The following is a 17,972-nucleotide window of genomic DNA, read 5'->3' on the forward strand; positions in this document are numbered from 1 at the left end:
TGCGACATCTCGGATCTTCCGGGTGGATGACCGGAATGCGGTCGTCGCGGCAGAGTGGCGGCATCTCACCACACCCCGGAGGTTCCACCATGTCCGAGCTGGACGACTTCATGTTCGACCTCAACGGCTACCTGATCCTCAGGAACGCCGTGGACGCGGATCTGCTGCGGCGGCTCAACGAGGAGTTCGACGCCTTCCCCCGCCACCTGGCCAGGGGCGAGTGGTACCGGGGCGCCCAGCGCCGCGACTACACCCCCGAGACCGGCTTCGAGCTGCACCAGGCGGTGGCGGCGGGCCGGCCGTTCGAGGAGCTGGTCGACCACCCGAGCTGGTTCGACCTGGTCAGGCACTACGCGGGCGAGGAGGACAGCTACATCCCCGGCGTCTTCGTCGACGAGACGATCGCCTCGATCCGCGAGTCGGGCGGGCACCACCCCGTGCACTCCGGCGGCTACCGCACCGCGCTGCGCTGCGGCTACCGCTACGACCACGGCGTCTTCCGCTGCGGCCAGGTCAACATCATCCTCGCGCTGACCGACATCGGCGAGGGCGACGGCGCCACGATGGTGGTGCCGGGCTCGCACAAGTCGAACTTCCGGCACCCGCTGGGCGGCGACTACGCCAGGGGCGACCGCATGGACACCCTGCCGGGCGCGATCCCCGTCCACCTGGAGAAGGGCGACGCGCTGCTCTTCGTGGACGGGCTCATGCACGGCGGCTCCACCCGGACCAACCCCGGCGAGCGCCGCGTGGTCATCTACCGCTACGGCCCGGTATGGGCGGGCAGCAGGTACGGCTACGTCTACGACGAGTCCTGGCTCGGCGGCCTGACCGAGCAGCGTCGCAAGGTGCTCTACCCGGTCCCGCACGTCCACGTCGGCGACCCCTGCCCCGCGGAGCCCGGGGACAGGTGAGCGACGGTCACGCCCGCCCGCGGGTGTGCCAATCTGGAGGCGTGACTGTCGAGTGGTCGCGAGCCAATGCGCTCGCAGCCGTCAGGGCGCGGCTGCTGCGTCCTGGCGCCGTGACGGCGGGGTTCGCCGGGGTCGAGGTCGTGGCGGAGGGCGACGGCCTGCTGGTGGTCTTCCGCTGGCGGCGGGACCCGAACACGTACGCCCTGCGGATCGGGTTCCCGGCGGCGTCGGAGAGCGCGTGGACCGGCCTTCCGGTGTCCCCGGCCGGCGCGTGGGCCCGCAAGGTCGAGTTCCTCCTCATGGAGGAGCTCGACACCGGGCTGGTCCGCCGGAGCCGCCGGACGGTCCGCGACGGCCGGGTCCTGCTGGACACCCGCCACGCTCCGGACGTCTGGCCGGCCGGATACCACGTCGGCGAGGTCCCCCTCGACGACGACGCGCCCGCCACCGATGCCGGGATCTGGCTGGCCGGGGCGGGGCTGGACGTCGGCGTCCCGCGGCGGCTGATCGCCGAGGCGAAGCTGGCCTGCTGGCTCCAGGCCTACGTCGACAACGACCGCGGGGAGCCCTTCGTCGGCCACGCCGCCGCGTCCTGGGAGGACGAGCGGCACACCATGGCCCGCCTCGACGTGGCGTACGTGCAGCCCGGCGTCCCGGCCGGGGTGCGCCGGGCGCTGGCCCGCCTCGCGGTCCAAGAGGTGGCCGAGGCGGGCGCCCTGGGCGTCGTCACCGCGATCGACGTCCCCGAGCTGCGGGAGCTCGGGTTCGGCCCCGCGGACGACGGCGGCCTCGTCCTGCACACCAGGATCAGTGCCTGATCCCGGAGTGACCGGCCCGCGCCCGAGGTCAGCGCACGGGCTCAGCGGCGGGGGCAGGCGAACTCGTCGTGCGGGCCCCAGGTGGTCTTCACGTCGCCGCCGTCGCGGCGGCCGCACTCCATGGCCACCACCGGCCCTTGGGGCGTGTCCCGGAGGATGAGGAACCTCTTGTCGGACGGCACGACGGTCACCGCGCCCGACGCGTTGCGGGGATCGCTCGGGTAGACGATCGTCCCCGTCGCGCCGCGCAGGCCGGCGTCGCCGCCGACGCCGAAGGAGGACAGGACCTGCACCGAACCCCGCCCGCACCCCGCCGCCTTGTTGAGCTGGCAGACGGTGTTGACGGCCGTGGCCATGGTCATGAGGGCGTCGTAGGCGAGCGGCCCGCGCCAGTGGTCGTACCAGGCGTCGTGGCCGTAGGCGGCGGAGTAGCGGGCGAGGTACTCCCTGCCCATCTCGTTCGGCGGCCGGCTGGGGAGCGCGTGCGCCGAGTAGTACAGGGTGACGCCGTCGAACGACAGTTGCTGCGCGCGCGTCACCGTGGTGGTGACGTCGGCACCGGCCAGCACGGTGAGGGCGCTCGGGCACGCGTTCTTGCCCTTGACGGTCTGCAGGAAGTCGCGCAGCCGCTGGGCCCGTCCCGGCCAGAGGACCAGGGTGCGCCGCGGGTCCTTGGCGACGATCGCGCAGGTCTCGTCGGCCAGCGCCGACAGGCTGTACACCGTCCTGCCGCCGGGCTGGGGGCTCTTGTTCGACGGCGAGAACCACAGCTGGGTGCTCGGCCGGAACTCGGCGGCGAAGTCGTCGCTGAGGGTCTTGCTGTAGTCGTCGTCGGGATCGCCGAGGATGACGGCCGAGGCGGCGGGGGCGCAGGTGCCGTCACCGGCGGGGATGACGCCGGCGTTCCTGACGAAGGCCGCGATGAGCCGGGCCTGTTCCGGATTGTCGTAGGAGACCTGGTGATAGAGCGGGTGCGACTGGAAGGTCTCCGAGGTGGCGCCGATGCCCAGCATGGGCAGGCCGCCGTCGCCGAGGATCCGCTGGGCCTCGATCGTCTCCTTCCGGCTCTCGCCCAGCCCGATCACGCCGAGCACCTTCCGGTCCGGCTGGGCCGCGATCCGGCGCGCCATCTCGGGCGCCTTCGCGTACCCGGCGCCGGCCTCCTCGACGTTCACCCGCACGAAGACGTTGCCGTCGTAGTTGCGCCGGCTGTGCGGGGTGGCCTCCGCCATGTCGTTCATCTTCTGCTGGGCCAGCCGGATCCCGCGCAGCTCGGGGAGCACGCCGTTGTACTCGGGATGCTCGAAGGCCGCGACGCCGGAGCCGAGGTACACCACGGTCTTGACGGTGTATCCCTGTTTCTCCTTGGCATCGACCCTGGCGTTCTCGGCCTCGATCCGCTGCTTGTCCGCGGCGTAGAGGCTCTGCGCCCCGGCGGCGTCCGGGACCGGCGCGGGCGGGCTCGCCGGGCCGGGCGCGGGCCGCGCGAGGCAGGAGGTGTCCGGCGGCCGGATCGGGGGCAGCCAGGGGATCGCGAGCACGGCCGCCAGCCCGACGGCGGCCAGGCCCTGCGCCACGGCCTCCGTCGCGGCGAGCGCGGGGCTGCCGAGCCGCACGGGGATCCTGCTCCGGCCCGCCAGGGCGGCGGCGTCGAGGCCGCCGGTCCCCTGGATGACGCCCTCGGCCGGGTCGAGGGCCGCCTCGCCGTCGAGAACGCTCGCCGCCCACCTGAGGTCCGGGCCCGGGGCCTCGGCGCCGGACTCGGGCGCGGCGATCACGACCGTGCGACGTACGCGGGTGTCCCGGACGGCAGCGGCGACGCGGTCGGTGAGCGCGGCGTCGCCGGTGACGAAGAGCACGAACCTGCTGCGGCGACGCCGCCGCCACGGTGACAGCCTGGGGGTGAAGGCGGCCTCCAGGTCGCACAGGAGCGCCCGGAGCAGGGCCCCCTCCTGTCGCTCCCGGTCGGGGCCCCACATGAGCCGGCCGGCTTCCGGGAAGAAGTCGGCCCTGTCATGCCCGATGTAGCCGGGGAACCAGCCGCGGGTCCGGCGGCGCCACGACCAGCGGAAAACTCCGCGGATCGCCCAGCCCGCCAGGATGAACAGGAGAACCTGGAAAAACAACGACAATCCGCCTACTTGGTTGGCACTCCGTACGAAATAGGCGAGATTTGGGTGAAGGTCGTGAAATGCCAGCTCTAGTGCGCCGGTTGCCCGTTCGCCATCCTTTATCGCGCTCAAGGCCCGATAACGGGGAAAACGTACTGTGCCCCAGCCGCGTGGCGTCGTGTTGCCCAGCTGGACGACGACCCCGTCCAGGCTGGTGGCCTCGTCGAGCTCGGCGTGCGGGACGAGCGGCCGGTCGTCCGCCGTGCGCAGCCGGCGGGCGAGCGCCTTGACGACGACGCCGGGGGCGGCCGCCCGGGTGCCCTCATAGATCTTCACGACGAGCGCCGGAGCGGCCCTGCGTGCCGTGACTCTTTCGTCGATCATCAAGGCGAACGCGTCGAAATCGCCGTTCAGGGGAGCCATGCACCCAGTATTGGGGGCACGGGCAATTCGGCCCGCCCGCGATACGAAAGTGAAATCGAACGGTTCGCGACTATCGGCTCTCGCGCAGGAGCGAATGCAGCCCGGCGGTGTCGACGACGTGGGCCGTTCTCGGGAACACGCCGGTCATCAGCGTCCGGTGGAGGTGCGGGTCCGGGTCGGCGACACCGTCCGACAGGACGTGCAGCCGGTAGTCGCGGTCGGCGGCGTCGGCGACGGTGGACAGGACGGCGCCGCTGGTGGTGAGCCCGGCGACGACCAGGGTGGTGATCCCGCGTTCCCGCAACCGCCGGTCGAGGTCCGTCGTGGACAGCGCGCCCACCCGGGTCTTGCGGACGACGAGGTCCCCGGGCTCGGGCGCGACCCGCCGGTGGAAGTCCGTGCCGGGGTCCTCGTGGTGCAGCAGGCGTCCGCGCCCCATGAGCGAGAACGTCGGGTTGGCGGCCGGGATCGCCGCCCAGTCGGCCTCGGTGAAGCCGAGCCGCACGTGGACGACGGCGGCGCCGTGCGCGCGCATGGCGGCGGCGGCGTCGGCCACCCGGGACAGCAGCGCCTCCTGGCCCTCCAGGCCGGGGAGCGAGGCGAGCACGCCCTGCTGGAGGTCCAGGACGAGCAGCGCGGACGCCCGGGGGTCGAGCTCGGGGGACGTGACGGTCATCGTTGTCTCCTTGGTGATGAGGGGATTCAGGCGTGGGTCGCCGGCACCGGCTCGGGACGGGCTGCGGCGGCGCCCCGCGGAAGCAGCAGCGGGGTCGCCAGCACGAGCACGCCGGCCAGGCCGATGGCCGTACGGGGGCCGAGCAGGGCGCCCAGCGCCCCCCAGGCGGCCGTCAGCAGCGCCGTCGACGCCTTGGTCGTCACCGACCAGGCCGACAGCGTGCGGGTGATCCGGTCGTTCGGGGTGCGTTCGAGGCGGTAGGTGGCCGAGACGGGGTTGAAGACGCCGCAGCAGAAGATGAGCCCGAGTTCGACGCCCATCACCAGCAGCAGCCCTCCGGTGCCGGGCCCCACGAAGGCCAGCCCGAGCGGCCACACCGCGCGCAACGTCCCGGTGACGACCAGGACGCGGTGCTGCCCGAACCGGGTGACCAGCGGACGGGCCAGCCGCGCCCCGAGCAGCCCGCCGATCGCGGGCACGGCGAAGGCGAGACCGTACTGCCACGAGGTGAACCCCAGCCGGCCGAGCATCAGGACGGCCAGCAGCGCGTCGGCGGCCATCAGCAGCCCGTTGAACAGGGCGGTGTTGAGGAACAGCGGGCGCAGCGCGGTGTCGGCGAGGATGTGCCGCCAGCCGTCGAGCAGGTCGCCGGCGCGCATGCGCGCGGGCTCCCGGCGTGCGGGGCGCGGCTCGCCGCCGCCCGCCGCGCGCACGCCCAGGGCCGACAGCAGGTAGCTGACCGCGTCGGCCACCACCGTCGCGACCGGGCCGAGGAGCGCGATGGCGGCGCCGCCCAGCGGCGGCCCGACGATCGTGGTCGTCCAGGTCGTGGACTCCAGGCGGGCGTTCGCGACGAGCAGGTGCTCGCCCGGCAGCAGCGTCTTGAGGTACGCCCCGGAGGCGGCGCGGAAGGTGATGTCGGCCGCCGCCACCACGACCGAGACCAGCAGCAGCTGGACGAAGGTGAGCACGCCGAGCGCGAACGCGGCGGGGATCGTCAGCAGCGCCGCGAACCGCACCAGGTCCGCCGCGATCAGCACGGGCCGCTTGCGGCGGAACTCCACCCACGGGCCGAGCGGCACCGCCACGGCCGCGCCCACCGCCGCGCCCACCGCCGACAGCGCCGCGACCTCCGCCGGCCCGGCGTGCAGCACCTGGACGGCGATCAGCGGGAACGCGCCGAAGGCGAGCCACGTGCCGAGCGCGCTGGTGCCGTACGCCGCCCACAACCATCCGAACCGGCGGCCCAGCCGGTGCCCGTCCCTCATGTCCCCGACGCTCCTCGTCACTCACCCGTACAACCGATACGCGATCGGGAGCATCCAATCGGGCCGGTGAGCAGGAGATCAAACAACCGGACGGCCCGATCCGCACAACGGATGGTTGTGTCCGTAAGGTGTGCGCATGGACCTCGACATCGTCCGGACCTTCGTCGCCGCCGCCGAGGCGGGGCAGTTCCAGGAGGCCGCCGCCGACCTGGCGGTCACCCAGCAGGCCGTCTCCAAGCGCATCGCCGCCCTGGAACGCGACCTCGGGGTGCGGCTGTTCACCCGCACCCCGCGCGGCACCACGCTCACCATCGACGGGCAGGCGTTCCTGCCGCACGCCCGCGAGCTGCTGCGGGTCGCCGAGCGCGCGGTCGCGTCCGTACGGGCGGGCAGCCGTCCGCTGCGGGTCGACGTGCTGGCCTCGCGCGGCGCGGGGTCGGGCCTGATGCGCGGCTTCCATCACGCCTACCCCGGCATCGACCTCGACGTGGTGATGTTGTCCGACATCGACGCGGCCGTCTCCGCCATCCGGTCCGGCACGATCGACGCCTCCTTCCGCGCCGTCGCCATGCCCGGCCGGCCCCTTCCCGACGACGTCGAGTCCGCCTGGGTCGTCGACGAGGCCCTCCAGCTCCTCACCGGCCCCGCCCACGCGCTGGCCGACGCCCGCTCGGTGACCCTCGACCAGCTCGCCGGACACCGGATCTGGATGCCCGGCCTCGCCCCCGGCACGGAGTGGACCGCCTTCTACGACGACCTGGTCGCCGAGTTCGGCCTCAGCATCGAGGCGACCGGCCCCAATTTCGGCTCCGACGTGCTCCTCGACACCATCGCCGACACCCCGGCCCTGGCCACGTTCATGGGCGACCGGACCCGGCTCGTCTGGCCCGCCGGTCACGGGCTGCGCCGCATCCCGGTCACCGGCCCCACGCCCGTCTACCCGCACTCCCTCCTGTGGCGCCGCGACAACCCGCACCCGGCGCTGGCCACCCTGCGCGCCCACCTCGCCGCCACGGCGGCCGAGCGCCAGGCCGGGACGTGGGCCCCGGCCTGGGCACGGGCGGGGAACGGCCGCCGGGCGGGCTGACAGCCCCTTCGCCGGTCAGCCCTCCTGAGGGCCTTGGGTGACCCAGTAGTCCTGGAGCAGGGTGTTCTTGGGGCACCACTCCTCCGAGACGGACGTGCCGCCCACCATGGGCCCGGGGCGCTCCGGCTCGATCCCGCAGCGGATGTGGACCTGGTGCCAGTGCTGGTAGGTGCCGGCCGGGCAGACTGACCGCGCCCCGAACTGCTCGTACTTGATGACGCTGCCGCCGACGCGGTGGGTCTGCTCGGCCCGGCACGGCCCGTCGGCCGCCCGGAGGTCCGGCCCGGCGTGCGCCGGCCCGCCGGGCATCGTCAGGGCGCCGGCGGCGAGGACGGCGGCTGTGAGTGCGCTGCGTGCGCGCATGATGGTCTCCTTCGGTCGGAATCGGCGGAAGCGGCCGACGCGCTCCGGGGCGCGCCGGGCGTGCCCGCCCGGCCGCGTCCGGTGGACGACAGCGAAGCCGCCCCGGCGCGGTGTCCAACAGCACCTCGGCCGGACTCGGCCGGACCCGTCCGGTGTGGGACGCCGCATCGGCGGCTCCCAGGCCCGCCTGCGCCCCGATAGGGTCATCCGGGCATCTCTGGACAGAAGGATCCCCTCTGGTGAATCTGGGCATCATCGGGCAGGCCGCGGGGCTGTTCGCCGCCACCAACATCGACGACATCCTGATCCTGGCGTTGTTCTTCGCCCAGGGCGCGGGCAGGCGGGGCGTCGCCGTCCGGATCGTGGCGGGACAGTACCTGGGCTTCCTGGCCCTGGTGGCGGTGGCCGTGGCGGCGGGCTTCGGGGCGACCTTCCTTCCCGGGTCGCTGATCCCGTACCTGGGGCTGCTCCCCCTCGTCCTGGGCGTCAAGGCCGCCTGGCAGGCGTGGCGGAACCGCCGCGACGGCGACGACGGCGACCCCGGCGGCGAGCCGCCCGGCGGCCCGAGGACGCTGGAGGTCGCCGCGGTCACCTTCGCCAACGGCGGCGACAACATCGGCGTGTACGTGCCGGTCTTCGCCACCGCCGGACCGGGCGGCACCGGCGGGTACGTCGCCGTGTTCCTCGTCCTGGTCGGCGTGTGGTGCGCGGCCGGACGGCTCTTCGCCACCCGTCCCCTGGTCGCCCGCGCCCTGAGCCGGTGGGGGCACGTCCTGCTGCCCGTGGTCCTGATCGGCCTGGGCCTGCTCATCCTCGTCGAGGGCGGGGCCTTCGGCCTCTAGATCCGGGGAAACTTCGGCGCGGCCCGAACCAAGGGCCGGGCGGGGGCGTCCAACAAGATCACGGCATCGGAAGGGGGTGGCGGATGTTGATCCGCTCGGGCGGCGCCTCGGGGGCGCGGGCATGGTGACGCGCCGGCGCGCAGCCCGTCCGGCGCCGCGGATCGACGTGGCCCGCCTGCCCGAGGACGTCGTCGCGCTCGTCGACGCCCTCGAACCCGGCGAGAGCCTGGTCCTCACGCGGGACGGCGCGTCGATCGCGACGATCTCCAGCACCGTCGACGTGGTCCAGGGCGCCGTCGTCGGCCGCGGGGCGCCGGACGAGCCCGGCGATCCGCCGCCGGTCGACCACGACAGTGTGACGGTCGTGGCCACCGCGATGGAGCTGTCGAACGCCGCCCGGGTCGCGCTGTCCGACCGGCTCGGGGCCGACTACGTGGTGCTCGACATGCACGCCGCCCCGGCGACGGCCGACGTGCTGCTGGTGCCCGCCGGCAGCCCGCAGCTGATCGCCGGGCTCCGGTCGATGTTCCCCAAGGCCCGCGTGGTCGTCACCGAGATCGAGGACCCGGAGCTCGGGGTCCGGTACCACGGCCCGGTCCGGCGGCTGCTCGACGCCGGCGCGGACGCGTACCTGCCGCCGGCGACCGTCCCGCTGCTGGCCAGGCAGCTCGGCCATGTCCTCGACCAGGGGCGCGAGCTCACCGGCGGGGCCACGGCACCGCTGCGGATCGCCCCGGCCCCGGCGGCGGACGGCGACCCGGAGGAGCAGGTCTAGCCGGGCGGCGGCTGGGACGGCGGCCCGAACAAGGTGGCGGTGTCGACGGTGGCGACGCCGCCCGAGCCCGTGCGCCTGGGTTCGCCGTCGGCTCCGATGAGCGGCAGGCGGTCCGGGAGCCTGCTCGGGTCGACCGCGCCCGTGCCGGTGATCCAGGACGGGCGCGGCGGCCGCGCCGGTGGCGTCTTCTCCTGGAGGCCGTACCTGGCGGTGATCCACACGTTGCCCGACGGCAGGGAGCCGCCGTTCCAGCCGTCGTCCCAGACGTATCCGAAGGCCGGCGTCGCGTACCAGGCGGTGCCGCAGGGGGCGGGGTTGGACCCCTCGCCGCTCCACATGTACCAGTCGGCGTGAGAGGTGGTGTCGGGGGTGTGATGCAAGCCGGAGTCCAGGCCCGCGCAGGCGCCCCAGACCTGGCGGGCCAGGTCGTAGACGAGCACGACCTGACGTATCGCGAGATGGCCGGCGGGCACGGCCCATCCACGGCCGCACGGGATGCCGCCGTTCGGCCCGTAGACGTTCGCCGCGGACGTCTGGTAGGAGCCGGCGTTTCTGTCGGAGAGGTCGAGCATCTCGGCGTAGACCAGGAGGCACAGGGAGTCCGAACGGTAGACCCAGTCCTCGTGGTGGGACCCGCTGTCGGCGGCGTGGGCCGGGGTGCGCACAATCTCTTCGGCCGGGCGCCGAAGAGCTGCCCCGTCAACCGGACGATTGCTTGAAATCGATCATCAGGCGACGATTGGCGCATGCGTCTGAACTTCCAGGTGGGCGACCTCGCGGCCACCCGGTTCGTGGTCTCGCCCCTGACCCACGCGATCTTCGCGGCCTTCAGCGTCCACCATCCCGACCTGACCGAGAAGGGCTCGATCTGGCGGGACATCGCCAAAGCCGTGCCGCGCCGGACGCTGCCGCTGCTCGACATCCTCAACCGCGGCGCCTCCCGCGTCACCCTGCATGAGGGGCTGGTCACCTCCGAGGTGGCCCCGCCGATCGAGACCGCCGCGCTCTCCGACGAGCTCGACGCGCTCGCCGCCCTGGACACCCCGCCCGAGGAGCGCGAGTTCGGCGGCGACCTGTGGCGCTTCAGCGGGGTGCCGGGACGGCCCGACCTCGACATGGACCCGGCGCGGTTCCGCCGGGCCCTGGCAGACAGCATGTACGTGCTCTTCCACCGTTTCCTCGCCCCGGAATGGCCCGGCATGCGCCGGAGGCTGGAAACGCGCCTGGCCGCCTACCAGGAGACGGTGGCGCGGATCGGGCTCGGCTCCGCGCTCAGCACCCTCAGCCCGCGGCTGTCCTGGGACGGCGGCGGCATGGTCGTCGCGGGCGGGCCGCCGATCACCGTCGATCTCGGCGGCCGCGGCCTGCTGCTGCATCCGATCTCCGGCGCCTCGCCCCGCTACCTGGGCATCGCGACCACCCGGGACCGGCGCAGCTCGGTGCTCACGGTGCCGATGCCCGACGGCGGCCGCCAGGTGCTGCCCTCACCGGCCTTCGACACGCTCGCCGCGCTGGTCGGGCGGGCGCGGGCGCGGGTGATGCGGGCCGTCGGCGGACACGGCTGCCGTACGGACGAACTGGCCGGGCGGCTCAGGGTCAGCGCCTCCACCGCCTCCGAGCACATCACCGTGCTGCGCAACGCCGGGCTGATCGCCACCCGCCGCAACGGCCAGGCCGTCCACCACCACCTGACCTCACTCGGCGCCCGCCTGCTGGAGGCCAACGGCTGACCCGGCACGGACGGGCTCACCCGCTCCCGGGGGCGGGCAGCCGACGCGGCGGTACTTGCCGGGGGGCATGCCGTACTGGCGTTTGAAGGCGTTGGCGAAGGCGAACTCCGAGCCGTAGCCGACCGCGGCGGCGACCGTGCTCAGCGCGGCGTCGGAGTCGCGCAGCATGCGCGCGGCCGTGCTCAGCCGCCACCAGGTCAGGTAGGTCAGCGGCGGCCGGCCGACGAACTGGGTGAACCGGCGGGAGAACGCCGCGCGCGACAGCCGGGCGCGGCGGCCGAGCGACTCGACCGTCCAGGGGTGGGCGGGATCGCGGTGGATGCCGTCGAGCGCGGCGCCGACGGCCGGGTCGGCCAGCGCGGCGGCCCAGTTGCCCGCCTCGCAGTGGTCGGCCGAGGCGTCGAACCAGGCCCGCAGGATGTACAGCAGCAGCATGTCCAGCAGCGCCGGGACCACCAGGTCGGCGCCCGGCCGCGGGTCGTCGATCTCCTTGCCGAGCAGCTCGACGGCGGCGCGCAGGTCGGTGTTGCGCCCGAGCCCGGTGGGCAGGTGGATCATCTCGGGCAGCCCGCCGAGCAGCGGATGCGCCCGGCCGGCGTCGAGCCGGTAGCCGCCGCAGAGCGTCACGGTGACGGGCCCGGCGCCCTCCAACGAGGCCGAGGAGAACAGCTCGGCCGGGGCGTAGGGGTCGCAGTCGGGCTCCGGGAGGGGCCGGTCGGGCGAGTCGGCCAGCCCGTAGCCGTGGCCGTGGGGGAAGAACAGCACGTCGCCCGTGCCGACCGGGAACGGCTCGCCCTCCGGCGGGATGGCCCAGCACGAGCCGCGCAGCACGACCTGGAACCCCGCCGACCCGGGAACCGACGGGAAGCGCTGCCCCCACGGCGCCGGCCACTCGACCCGCGCCGAGCGCGGCACGCCGATGCGCATGGAGGCGACCACGTCGCTCAGTACGTCCATGGGCGGAGTCTAGTGCGGAAGACGATCGCGTATGAATCAAGCACGCGGACTCATTGGACGCCTCGCGCCTGGCTCCTAGGGTTGACGGCATGACAAGAGTCCTGGTCAGCGGGGCGACCGGCACGATCGGCCGTCCGCTGGTGGAGCAGTTGAAGGAGGCGGGCGCCGGCGTCCGCGCGGTGACGAGGGAGCTGACCGACCCGGTCGCGCTGGCGGCGGCCCTCGACGGGGTGGACGCGGTGTTCCTGCTGTGGCCGTTCGCCTCGGCGGAGGGGGCCCGCGAGGTGCTGGAGCTGATCGGCGCCCGGCGGGTGGTCTACCTGTCCTCGGCCGCCGCGCGTCCGCACGAGGTCGAGATCGAGCGCCTGATCGCCGGGACCGCCCGGGAGTGGACGGTGCTGCGTCCGCACGCCTTCGCGGCCAACGCCCTGCGGTGGGCCGGGCAGGTCAGGACGGGCGTCGTTCGGCAGCCGTCCGGCGAGGCGGTCTTCTCCCCCGTGCACGAGCGGGACGTCGCGGCCGTCGCGGTGCGCGCGCTGCTCGGCGAAGGGCACCACGGCGCGGTGTACACGCTGACCGGGCCGCGGCCGCTGACCCAGCGGGAGCAGGCGCGGCTGATCGGCGAGGCGATCGGCCGGCCGGTGCGGTGGTCGGAGGAGCCTGCCGAGGAGGCCGGGCGGCGGCTGCTCGGCCTGGGCTGGCCCGCGTCCGCCGTGGACGGCATGCTGCGCGCGCTCACCGAGCCGGGCCCGTCCACCCGGACGGTGGAGGAGGTCACCGGGGTGCCCGCGAGCGACTTCGGGGCGTGGGCGATCGAGCACGCCGCGGACTTCCTCGGCACCATGCGGGCCGCCCGCCTGCACGAGTACGGCGACGCCTCGGTGATCAGGGTGGAGGAGGCGCCGGTGCCGCGGCCCGGCCCCGGCGAGGTGCTCATCGAGGTGACCGCCACGTCGTTCAACCCCTCGGAGGTGGGGCTGCGCGCGGGCCTGCTGCGGGAGGTGTTCGGCGGCACCCTGCCGCACACGCTCGGCTGGGACGTCGCGGGCACCGTGCTCACCGGGGCGGGCGACCTCGTCCCAGGGGACCGGGTGATCGGGCTCATCGACGGCGCGGCGGCCGAGTACGCGGTCGCCAAGGCGGACGTGCTGGCCAGGGCGCCGCGGCGGATCCCGCTGACGGCCGCGGCGGCCGTGCCGGTGGCCGGGCTCACCGCCTGGCAGGCGGTCTTCGAGCACGCCCGCATCGGCCCCGGCAGCCGGGTGCTGATCAACGGCGCGGGCGGCGGCGTCGGGCTGTTCGCGGTGCAACTGGCCAAGCACGCGGGCGCGTACGTGGTGGCCACCGCCGGGCCGCGCAGCGCCGCCGCCGTACGGGCGCTGGGCGCGGACGAGGTCGTGGACTACACCGCCGGCCCCCTGCCGGGCGGCAACGACGTGCTGATCAACCTGGTGGCCGACGTGCCCGGCTCGGTGACGGAGCTGGCCGCGGAGTTCGTCTCGATCACCCGGCCGATCGAGCATCCGCGCGCCGTCCACTTCGTGGCCCGCAACGACCCGGGGCAGCTCGCCGAGCTCGTGGCGTTGATCGACGCGGGCGTGGTGGACGTCGAGGTGGCCGTCCGCCCGCTGGAGGCGCTGGCCGACGTGCACCGGGAGGCCGAGCGCGGTCTCGTCCGCGGCAAGGTCACGCTGACACCGGGCAGATGATCACGCCCGTTCCTCCGGTCACCGGTCCGGGGCTCAGGTCCGGGAGGGGTCCACGGAGAGGAAGTCGCGGACGAGGCGGTCGTAACGGGCGCGGTCGACGTTCCACGCCTCCGTGTGCTCGCCCCGCTCGAACGGCTCGAACCGGATCTCCCACCCCAGCCGCCTGCCCGCGGCCACGAGACCGTACGCCTCCTGGATCGGGTGCTCGGCGTCGGGCACGGTGTGGATCAGCAGCAGCGGCGGCCGGACCCGCGGCGGACGCCGGATCAGGCTGAGCCGGTCCGGATCGACCCCGGTACGCCATCGGACGACCTGGTTCGACAGCCCGGCCAGGAAGCCGGGCAGGTGGTGGTTCCTGACGCCCTGTTCGGCGGTCATGCCGACGTCGATCATGGGGGCGTCCATGACGACCCGGTCGACCAGGGCCGCCAGCGGCGACCGGTCCAGGAACTGCCCGACGACCTGGCCGCCCATCGAGGTGCCGTACAGGACGAACCGCCGCGCCCCCATGGTCCGCGCGTGGCGCAGGGCGGACTCCAGGTCGCGCCACTCCGAGTCGCCCAGGTGCAGCAGCCCGTCGGGCGAGGCGGGCGCGCCCTGGTCGTTGCGGTAGCTGATGTCCAGGAAGGGCAGCCGCAGCCCGTGCACGACGGGCAGGACCTTCAGCTCCGCCTTGCGCCGCCCGTTCTGGCCGTGGACGGCGACGACCCAGGTGTCGCCCTCGCCGGGCACGTACCAGGCCGGCGCGGGTCCCAGCTCGGTGGGCACCATGATCTCGGTGTAGCCGATCCCCCAGGCCACCTCGGGATCGCCGGGCGGCACGTTGCCGAACCAGCCGGGCGTGCCGACCGAGGGGACGTGGCCGCGCAGCACCTTGCGCGTCACCCGGTCGGCGGCGCCGGGGACGACGTCGCCGAGCATGGCGTACGAGCCGGTCCACTCCAGCCAGTACGTGCCCGGCTTGCCGGTCTCCGGCGTGCGCGTGAGCGTCACCAGGTCGCCCCGCACGGCCAGGACCTCGGTGTTGGCCGCGCCGTGCCGGACGACGCCGACCGACTGCTCGCTGCCGAACCAGGCCCCGGCCCCCGCCGCCCCGGCCAGGACGACGACGACCGCCAGCCCCGCGATCCACAGCCGCCTCTTCTTCAGTGCTCGCATGTATACAGAGTAAACTATGAACGTTTACGGCGTATACATCGTCGGCTCAGGCCGTTCCGGCCAGGAGGTCCGAGAGCCGGTGCAGCCCGCGCGAGATGCGGGCCTTGACGGTGCCGATGGGCACCCGCAGGTGCTCGGCGATCTCCCGCTGGGTCAGGTCGGCGAAGTAGGCCAGCTCGATGGCCTGCCTCTGGGCGTCCGACAGTTCGGCGAGCGCGCGGTCGATCTGGTCGCGGTCGCCGAGCGCGTCGGGAGCCGGCCGGGCGCGTCCCGGCAGATCCCCGGCCTCCTGCAGCGGGACGGTCAGCAACCGCCGCACCCGCAGATGGTCGACGGCGCGGCGGTGGGCGATCGCGAAGACCCACGCGGCCTGGCTGCGCCCGGGGTCGTACCGCCCGCGCGAGCGCCAGACGTCGGCGAAGACGACCTGCAGCAGGTCCTCCACCTCCTCGGCGGGTACGAACCGGCGCAGGTAGGAGCGCACGGAGGGGGCGTGCGTGCGGTAGCACTCGCCGAGCGCTTCCTCGTCACTGGTGTCCATGCGCCTGCCCCTCACCGCAAAAACCTATTCAAAACTTATTCATACCGAGGCGCGGCAGCCGGTCACAAGCTCATCGGGGGAAAGGGCGGCTCAAATCAGGGTCGACATGACGCATGCGACGGCGTCGGGCAGCGTCGACACCCGGACGACGCCCTCGGGGGCCGGGCCCTGCCAGCCGCGCCCGCCGATGACGATCCGGCAGGCCGGACGCACCTGGGGCAGGGCGGCGAGAGGCGCGGTGTCGCCGGTCTCCGCCCGCTGCGACCAGACGAACACGGCCGCGGGACCGAGCCGCCGCATCGCGTGCGCCAGCGCCGGGTAGGGGGTGCGGGCGCCGAGCACGCGGGTCTGCACGCCGCGTTCGGCGAGCGCGGCGGCCAGGGCGTGCACCGGAAGGCTGTGCTGCTCCTCCTCGGCGCAGGCCAGGAGCACCGGCCGGTCCGACCGCGGCGGCACGTCGCCGGCGAGGCGGTGCAGCGCCGCCTGGAGGTGGCCGGACAGCAGGTGCTCGGCGTCGATGCCGGACCCGGTCGCGTCCTGGCCCCGGCAGACGGCGTCGAGCGCGGGCAGGAAGAGCTGCTCCCACGTCCACACCACGCCCTGCGCGGCCAGCGTCTCCTCGACCAGGGCGGCGACGGCGCGGCCGTCGAGCATGACCGCGGCGCGGGCCAGCGCGGCGACGACCCGCCGCGGCGCGGGCGGCAAGATGGGGCCGAGCCTGGTCCGGCTGGCCAGGCGCCGGGCGGAGGGTGGGCGGGCGGAGGGTGGCGCGGCTGGGCGGACGGCGGCGGCTGGGCGGAGGCCCTTGGAGCGGGTCGTCGTACCGGTGGGGGAATGTGTCGGCGGGTGTTCGGCGATGTGCCCGGGAATCGTTCGCGCTCATGGTGTTCGATCCAGGTATGCGGTGACAACACCAAGACACGCGCATACCGGGCGTGGAAGCGGGGTTCGCGTCATCTCCAAGGCTCAAACACCGATACGGTGTAACTCGTGCCTTGTGGCACGAACGGCAGGCGAAGGAGCGGGCCGAGATGGCAGACGTAGGCGTCCGGGCGGCCCGGCGCGAGGATGTTCTCCAGGTTGCGAATACTCAGATCCGCGCCTGGCGCTACGGATATCGGGAGTTCCTCCCGGAAGGCCCACTCGAGCAGATGACGGGGCCGGCGGCCGAGAAGATGTGGCTGCGTCAGTGGGACGAGGCGATCGTCGCCCCGCCCGGCCCCTCGCACCGGGTGCTGGTCGCGGTGGAGACCATCCTCGACACCGAGGGTTTCCCCGCGCTGGGTGCGGGCGGCAGCGCGGCGCTGACGACCCCGCGCGGCGGCGAGCGGGTGGTGGGGCTGGCCTCGCACGCCCCCGCCGAGGACCCCGACCTGGATCCGGGCAGGGTCGCCGAGATGCTGACGCTGCTGGTCGATCCCGACTTCGTCCGCCGCGGCCACGGCAGCCGCCTGCTCAACGCCACCGTCGACTACCTGCGTGAGGACGGCTTCCGCCAGATCGTCACCTGGGTGTTCGCCGACAACTACGCTGTGCTCGGTTTCCTGGAGTCGGCCGGCTGGGGCGAGGACATGGCCGAACGCGTCCTCGACATGGGCCGTCCGATCCGCATGGTCAGGCTCACCACGGATATCAGCTAGAGGTTCGACAGCATGGCAACCCCCGGTCAGTGGATCGCAGGCGCGCGCCCGCGCACGCTTCCCAACGCCGTAGTCCCCGTCATGGTCGGTACGGGCGTGGCGATCGGCGACGGCGGATTCGTCTGGTGGCGCGCGGTCCTGGCGCTGCTCGTGGCGCTGTCCCTGCAGATCGGCGTCAACTACGCCAACGACTACAGCGACGGCATCCGCGGCACCGACAACCAGCGCGTCGGCCCGATGCGGCTCGTGGGCTCGCGGGCGGCCACGCCCCGGCAGGTCCTGACGGCGGCGCTGGGCTGCTTCGCGGTCGCGGCGGTGCTCGGGCTGGTGCTGGTGGTCGTGACGCGGGCGTGGTGGATCCTGCTGGTGGGGGTGGCGTGCATCGCGGCGGCCTGGTTCTACACCGGCGGCAAGCGGCCCTACGGCTATCGCGGCCTGGGCGAGCTGGCGGTCTTCGTGTTCTTCGGCGTGGTCCCGGTGATGGGCACCGTGTACGTGCAGACCGAGCAGCTGAGCTGGACGGCCTTCCTGGCCTCGGTGCCGGTGGGGTTGTTGTCCTGCTCGATGCTGGTGGTCAACAACCTGCGCGACGTCCAGACGGACGGCACGTCGGGCAAGCGCACGCTGGCGGTGGTGCTCGGCGCCGAGCGCACCCGGGCCTTGTACGTGTTGTGCCAGGTGGTGCCGTTCGTGGTGGCGCTGGCGATGATCGCGGTCACGCCGTGGGCGGCGCTCGCGGCGCTGGCCGCGCCGCTCGCGGTCACGCCGATCAGGACCGTGCTGGGCAAGGCCGTCGGGCCGGCGCTGATCGCGGTCCTGCAGCAGACGGGCAAACTGCAGATGGCGTACGGCCTGCTGTTCGCGGTCGGCCTGGCGATCACCCTGTAGCCAGTCACAGCGGTCGGCCTGGCGATCACTCTGTGGCCAGGTACGGCAGTCGGCTTGGCGATCACTTTGTAG

General features: G+C 73.8%; 19 protein-coding genes. 10 read left to right on the plus strand and 9 right to left on the minus strand.

Features of this window, described 5'->3' with window-relative positions; genetic code table 11:
- Positions 1-89: 89 nt before the first annotated feature.
- Together ACWEJ6_RS18185 and ACWEJ6_RS18190 are read left to right on the plus strand one after the other, a co-directional pair.
- Positions 90-914: a phytanoyl-CoA dioxygenase family protein gene (locus ACWEJ6_RS18185; RefSeq protein ID WP_358301562.1), complete on the plus strand. Its 825-nt coding sequence runs from the start codon at positions 90-92 to the stop codon at positions 912-914.
- Between the two features lie 41 nt (positions 915-955).
- Positions 956-1,732, plus strand: coding sequence for a hypothetical protein (locus ACWEJ6_RS18190; protein ID WP_452424789.1), 777 nt, complete (start codon positions 956-958; stop codon positions 1,730-1,732).
- A 41-nt stretch (positions 1,733-1,773) separates the two neighbouring features.
- Here the strand turns inward: ACWEJ6_RS18190 and ACWEJ6_RS18195 are convergent, their stop codons facing one another.
- From ACWEJ6_RS18195 to ACWEJ6_RS18205, 3 genes are all read right to left on the minus strand, one after another.
- Complete coding sequence (locus tag ACWEJ6_RS18195; RefSeq protein ID WP_452424791.1) at positions 1,774-4,266, minus strand: hypothetical protein; 2,493 nt, start codon at positions 4,264-4,266, stop codon at positions 1,774-1,776.
- 70 nt (positions 4,267-4,336) lie between these two features.
- Positions 4,337-4,942, minus strand: coding sequence for a cysteine hydrolase (locus tag ACWEJ6_RS18200; RefSeq protein WP_452424793.1), 606 nt, complete (start codon positions 4,940-4,942; stop codon positions 4,337-4,339).
- Positions 4,943-4,968: 26 nt separating this feature from the next.
- On the minus strand, positions 4,969-6,210 hold the full coding sequence (locus ACWEJ6_RS18205) for an MFS transporter (RefSeq protein WP_452424795.1): 1,242 nt from the start codon (positions 6,208-6,210) through the stop codon (positions 4,969-4,971).
- Positions 6,211-6,346: 136 nt separating this feature from the next.
- Here ACWEJ6_RS18205 and ACWEJ6_RS18210 point away from each other — a divergent pair, with 136 nt between their 5' ends.
- Positions 6,347-7,297 carry a LysR family transcriptional regulator gene (locus ACWEJ6_RS18210; protein ID WP_387676570.1) on the plus strand — a complete coding sequence of 317 codons (951 nt, stop codon included), beginning with the start codon at positions 6,347-6,349 and terminating at the stop codon, positions 7,295-7,297.
- 15 nt (positions 7,298-7,312) lie between these two features.
- On the opposite strand, the gene ACWEJ6_RS18215 is transcribed toward ACWEJ6_RS18210, so the two are convergent.
- A complete protein-coding gene (locus ACWEJ6_RS18215) occupies positions 7,313-7,660 on the minus strand; it encodes a hypothetical protein (protein WP_452424797.1) in 348 nt (115 codons plus the stop codon).
- A 239-nt stretch (positions 7,661-7,899) separates the two neighbouring features.
- Between ACWEJ6_RS18215 and ACWEJ6_RS18220 the strand changes: the two genes are divergently transcribed.
- Both ACWEJ6_RS18220 and ACWEJ6_RS18225 read left to right on the plus strand, forming a co-directional pair.
- Entirely contained in the window at positions 7,900-8,502 is a 603-nt protein-coding gene (locus tag ACWEJ6_RS18220) for a cadmium resistance transporter (RefSeq protein WP_452424799.1), read from the plus strand.
- A gap of 121 nt (positions 8,503-8,623) precedes the next feature.
- Positions 8,624-9,277: a hypothetical protein gene (locus ACWEJ6_RS18225; RefSeq protein ID WP_452424801.1), complete on the plus strand. Its 654-nt coding sequence runs from the start codon at positions 8,624-8,626 to the stop codon at positions 9,275-9,277.
- Here the strand turns inward: ACWEJ6_RS18225 and ACWEJ6_RS18230 are convergent.
- Positions 9,274-9,942: a hypothetical protein gene (locus tag ACWEJ6_RS18230; RefSeq protein WP_452424803.1), complete on the minus strand. Its 669-nt coding sequence runs from the start codon at positions 9,940-9,942 to the stop codon at positions 9,274-9,276. The genes ACWEJ6_RS18225 and ACWEJ6_RS18230 overlap by 4 nt on opposite strands.
- Before the next feature lie 81 nt (positions 9,943-10,023).
- On the opposite strand from ACWEJ6_RS18230, the gene ACWEJ6_RS18235 reads away from it, so the two are divergent.
- A complete protein-coding gene (locus tag ACWEJ6_RS18235) occupies positions 10,024-11,007 on the plus strand; it encodes an ArsR/SmtB family transcription factor (RefSeq protein WP_387676555.1) in 984 nt (327 codons plus the stop codon).
- Here the strand turns inward: ACWEJ6_RS18235 and ACWEJ6_RS18240 are convergent.
- The gene (locus ACWEJ6_RS18240; protein WP_452424806.1) at positions 10,972-11,964 is read right to left on the minus strand and encodes an AraC family transcriptional regulator; all 993 of its coding nucleotides are present in this window, start codon (positions 11,962-11,964) and stop codon (positions 10,972-10,974) included. The two genes, ACWEJ6_RS18235 and ACWEJ6_RS18240, sit on opposite strands and share 36 nt — an antisense overlap.
- Positions 11,965-12,053: 89 nt before the next feature.
- Here ACWEJ6_RS18240 and ACWEJ6_RS18245 point away from each other — a divergent pair, with 89 nt between their 5' ends.
- Complete coding sequence (locus ACWEJ6_RS18245) at positions 12,054-13,673, plus strand: alcohol dehydrogenase catalytic domain-containing protein (RefSeq protein WP_452424808.1); 1,620 nt, start codon at positions 12,054-12,056, stop codon at positions 13,671-13,673.
- A gap of 33 nt (positions 13,674-13,706) precedes the next feature.
- Here ACWEJ6_RS18245 and ACWEJ6_RS18250 read toward each other — a convergent pair whose 3' ends face one another.
- The 3 genes from ACWEJ6_RS18250 to ACWEJ6_RS18260 all read right to left on the minus strand — a co-directional run bounded on the left by ACWEJ6_RS18250 (position 13,707) and on the right by ACWEJ6_RS18260 (position 16,077).
- On the minus strand, positions 13,707-14,831 hold the full coding sequence (locus ACWEJ6_RS18250) for an alpha/beta hydrolase family protein (RefSeq protein ID WP_452424810.1): 1,125 nt from the start codon (positions 14,829-14,831) through the stop codon (positions 13,707-13,709).
- 46 nt (positions 14,832-14,877) lie between these two features.
- A complete protein-coding gene (locus tag ACWEJ6_RS18255; protein ID WP_358301597.1) occupies positions 14,878-15,372 on the minus strand; it encodes an RNA polymerase sigma factor in 495 nt (164 codons plus the stop codon).
- Positions 15,373-15,462: 90 nt separating this feature from the next.
- Positions 15,463-16,077 carry a hypothetical protein gene (locus ACWEJ6_RS18260; protein WP_452424812.1) on the minus strand — a complete coding sequence of 205 codons (615 nt, stop codon included), beginning with the start codon at positions 16,075-16,077 and terminating at the stop codon, positions 15,463-15,465.
- A gap of 129 nt (positions 16,078-16,206) precedes the next feature.
- Here ACWEJ6_RS18260 and ACWEJ6_RS18265 point away from each other — a divergent pair, with 129 nt between their 5' ends.
- The 3 genes from ACWEJ6_RS18265 (at position 16,207) to ACWEJ6_RS18275 (ending at position 17,900) form a co-directional block, all read left to right on the plus strand.
- A complete protein-coding gene (locus tag ACWEJ6_RS18265; RefSeq protein ID WP_452424814.1) occupies positions 16,207-16,359 on the plus strand; it encodes a CGNR zinc finger domain-containing protein in 153 nt (50 codons plus the stop codon).
- A gap of 164 nt (positions 16,360-16,523) precedes the next feature.
- Positions 16,524-17,012 (plus strand): GNAT family N-acetyltransferase, encoded by a 489-nt coding sequence (locus tag ACWEJ6_RS18270; RefSeq protein ID WP_352320766.1) that lies wholly within the window; start codon positions 16,524-16,526, stop codon positions 17,010-17,012.
- 12 nt (positions 17,013-17,024) lie between these two features.
- Positions 17,025-17,900, plus strand: a complete 876-nt coding sequence (locus ACWEJ6_RS18275) for a 1,4-dihydroxy-2-naphthoate polyprenyltransferase (protein WP_452424816.1) — start codon at positions 17,025-17,027, stop codon at positions 17,898-17,900.
- Positions 17,901-17,972 lie beyond the last annotated feature (72 nt).

The sequence above is a fragment of the Nonomuraea sp. NPDC004702 genome (assembly GCF_053601695.1).

What these genes read in the sequence shown, in the direction of transcription:
- ACWEJ6_RS18185 (WP_358301562.1), top strand. Translation starts at nt 90, where the DNA reads ATGTCCGAGCTGGACGACTTCATGTTCGACCTCAACGGCTACCTGATC.
- ACWEJ6_RS18195 (WP_452424791.1), bottom strand. Translation starts at nt 4,266, where the DNA reads ATGGCTCCCCTGAACGGCGATTTCGACGCGTTCGCCTTGATGATCGAC.
- ACWEJ6_RS18200 (WP_452424793.1), bottom strand. Translation starts at nt 4,942, where the DNA reads ATGACCGTCACGTCCCCCGAGCTCGACCCCCGGGCGTCCGCGCTGCTC.
- ACWEJ6_RS18205 (WP_452424795.1), bottom strand. Translation starts at nt 6,210, where the DNA reads ATGAGGGACGGGCACCGGCTGGGCCGCCGGTTCGGATGGTTGTGGGCG.
- ACWEJ6_RS18210 (WP_387676570.1), top strand. Translation starts at nt 6,347, where the DNA reads ATGGACCTCGACATCGTCCGGACCTTCGTCGCCGCCGCCGAGGCGGGG.
- ACWEJ6_RS18215 (WP_452424797.1), bottom strand. Translation starts at nt 7,660, where the DNA reads ATGCGCGCACGCAGCGCACTCACAGCCGCCGTCCTCGCCGCCGGCGCC.
- ACWEJ6_RS18225 (WP_452424801.1), top strand. Translation starts at nt 8,624, where the DNA reads ATGGTGACGCGCCGGCGCGCAGCCCGTCCGGCGCCGCGGATCGACGTG.
- ACWEJ6_RS18235 (WP_387676555.1), top strand. Translation starts at nt 10,024, where the DNA reads ATGCGTCTGAACTTCCAGGTGGGCGACCTCGCGGCCACCCGGTTCGTG.
- ACWEJ6_RS18240 (WP_452424806.1), bottom strand. Translation starts at nt 11,964, where the DNA reads ATGGACGTACTGAGCGACGTGGTCGCCTCCATGCGCATCGGCGTGCCG.
- ACWEJ6_RS18245 (WP_452424808.1), top strand. Translation starts at nt 12,054, where the DNA reads ATGACAAGAGTCCTGGTCAGCGGGGCGACCGGCACGATCGGCCGTCCG.
- ACWEJ6_RS18250 (WP_452424810.1), bottom strand. Translation starts at nt 14,831, where the DNA reads ATGCGAGCACTGAAGAAGAGGCGGCTGTGGATCGCGGGGCTGGCGGTC.
- ACWEJ6_RS18255 (WP_358301597.1), bottom strand. Translation starts at nt 15,372, where the DNA reads ATGGACACCAGTGACGAGGAAGCGCTCGGCGAGTGCTACCGCACGCAC.
- ACWEJ6_RS18265 (WP_452424814.1), top strand. Translation starts at nt 16,207, where the DNA reads ATGTGTCGGCGGGTGTTCGGCGATGTGCCCGGGAATCGTTCGCGCTCA.
- ACWEJ6_RS18270 (WP_352320766.1), top strand. Translation starts at nt 16,524, where the DNA reads ATGACGGGGCCGGCGGCCGAGAAGATGTGGCTGCGTCAGTGGGACGAG.
- ACWEJ6_RS18275 (WP_452424816.1), top strand. Translation starts at nt 17,025, where the DNA reads ATGGCAACCCCCGGTCAGTGGATCGCAGGCGCGCGCCCGCGCACGCTT.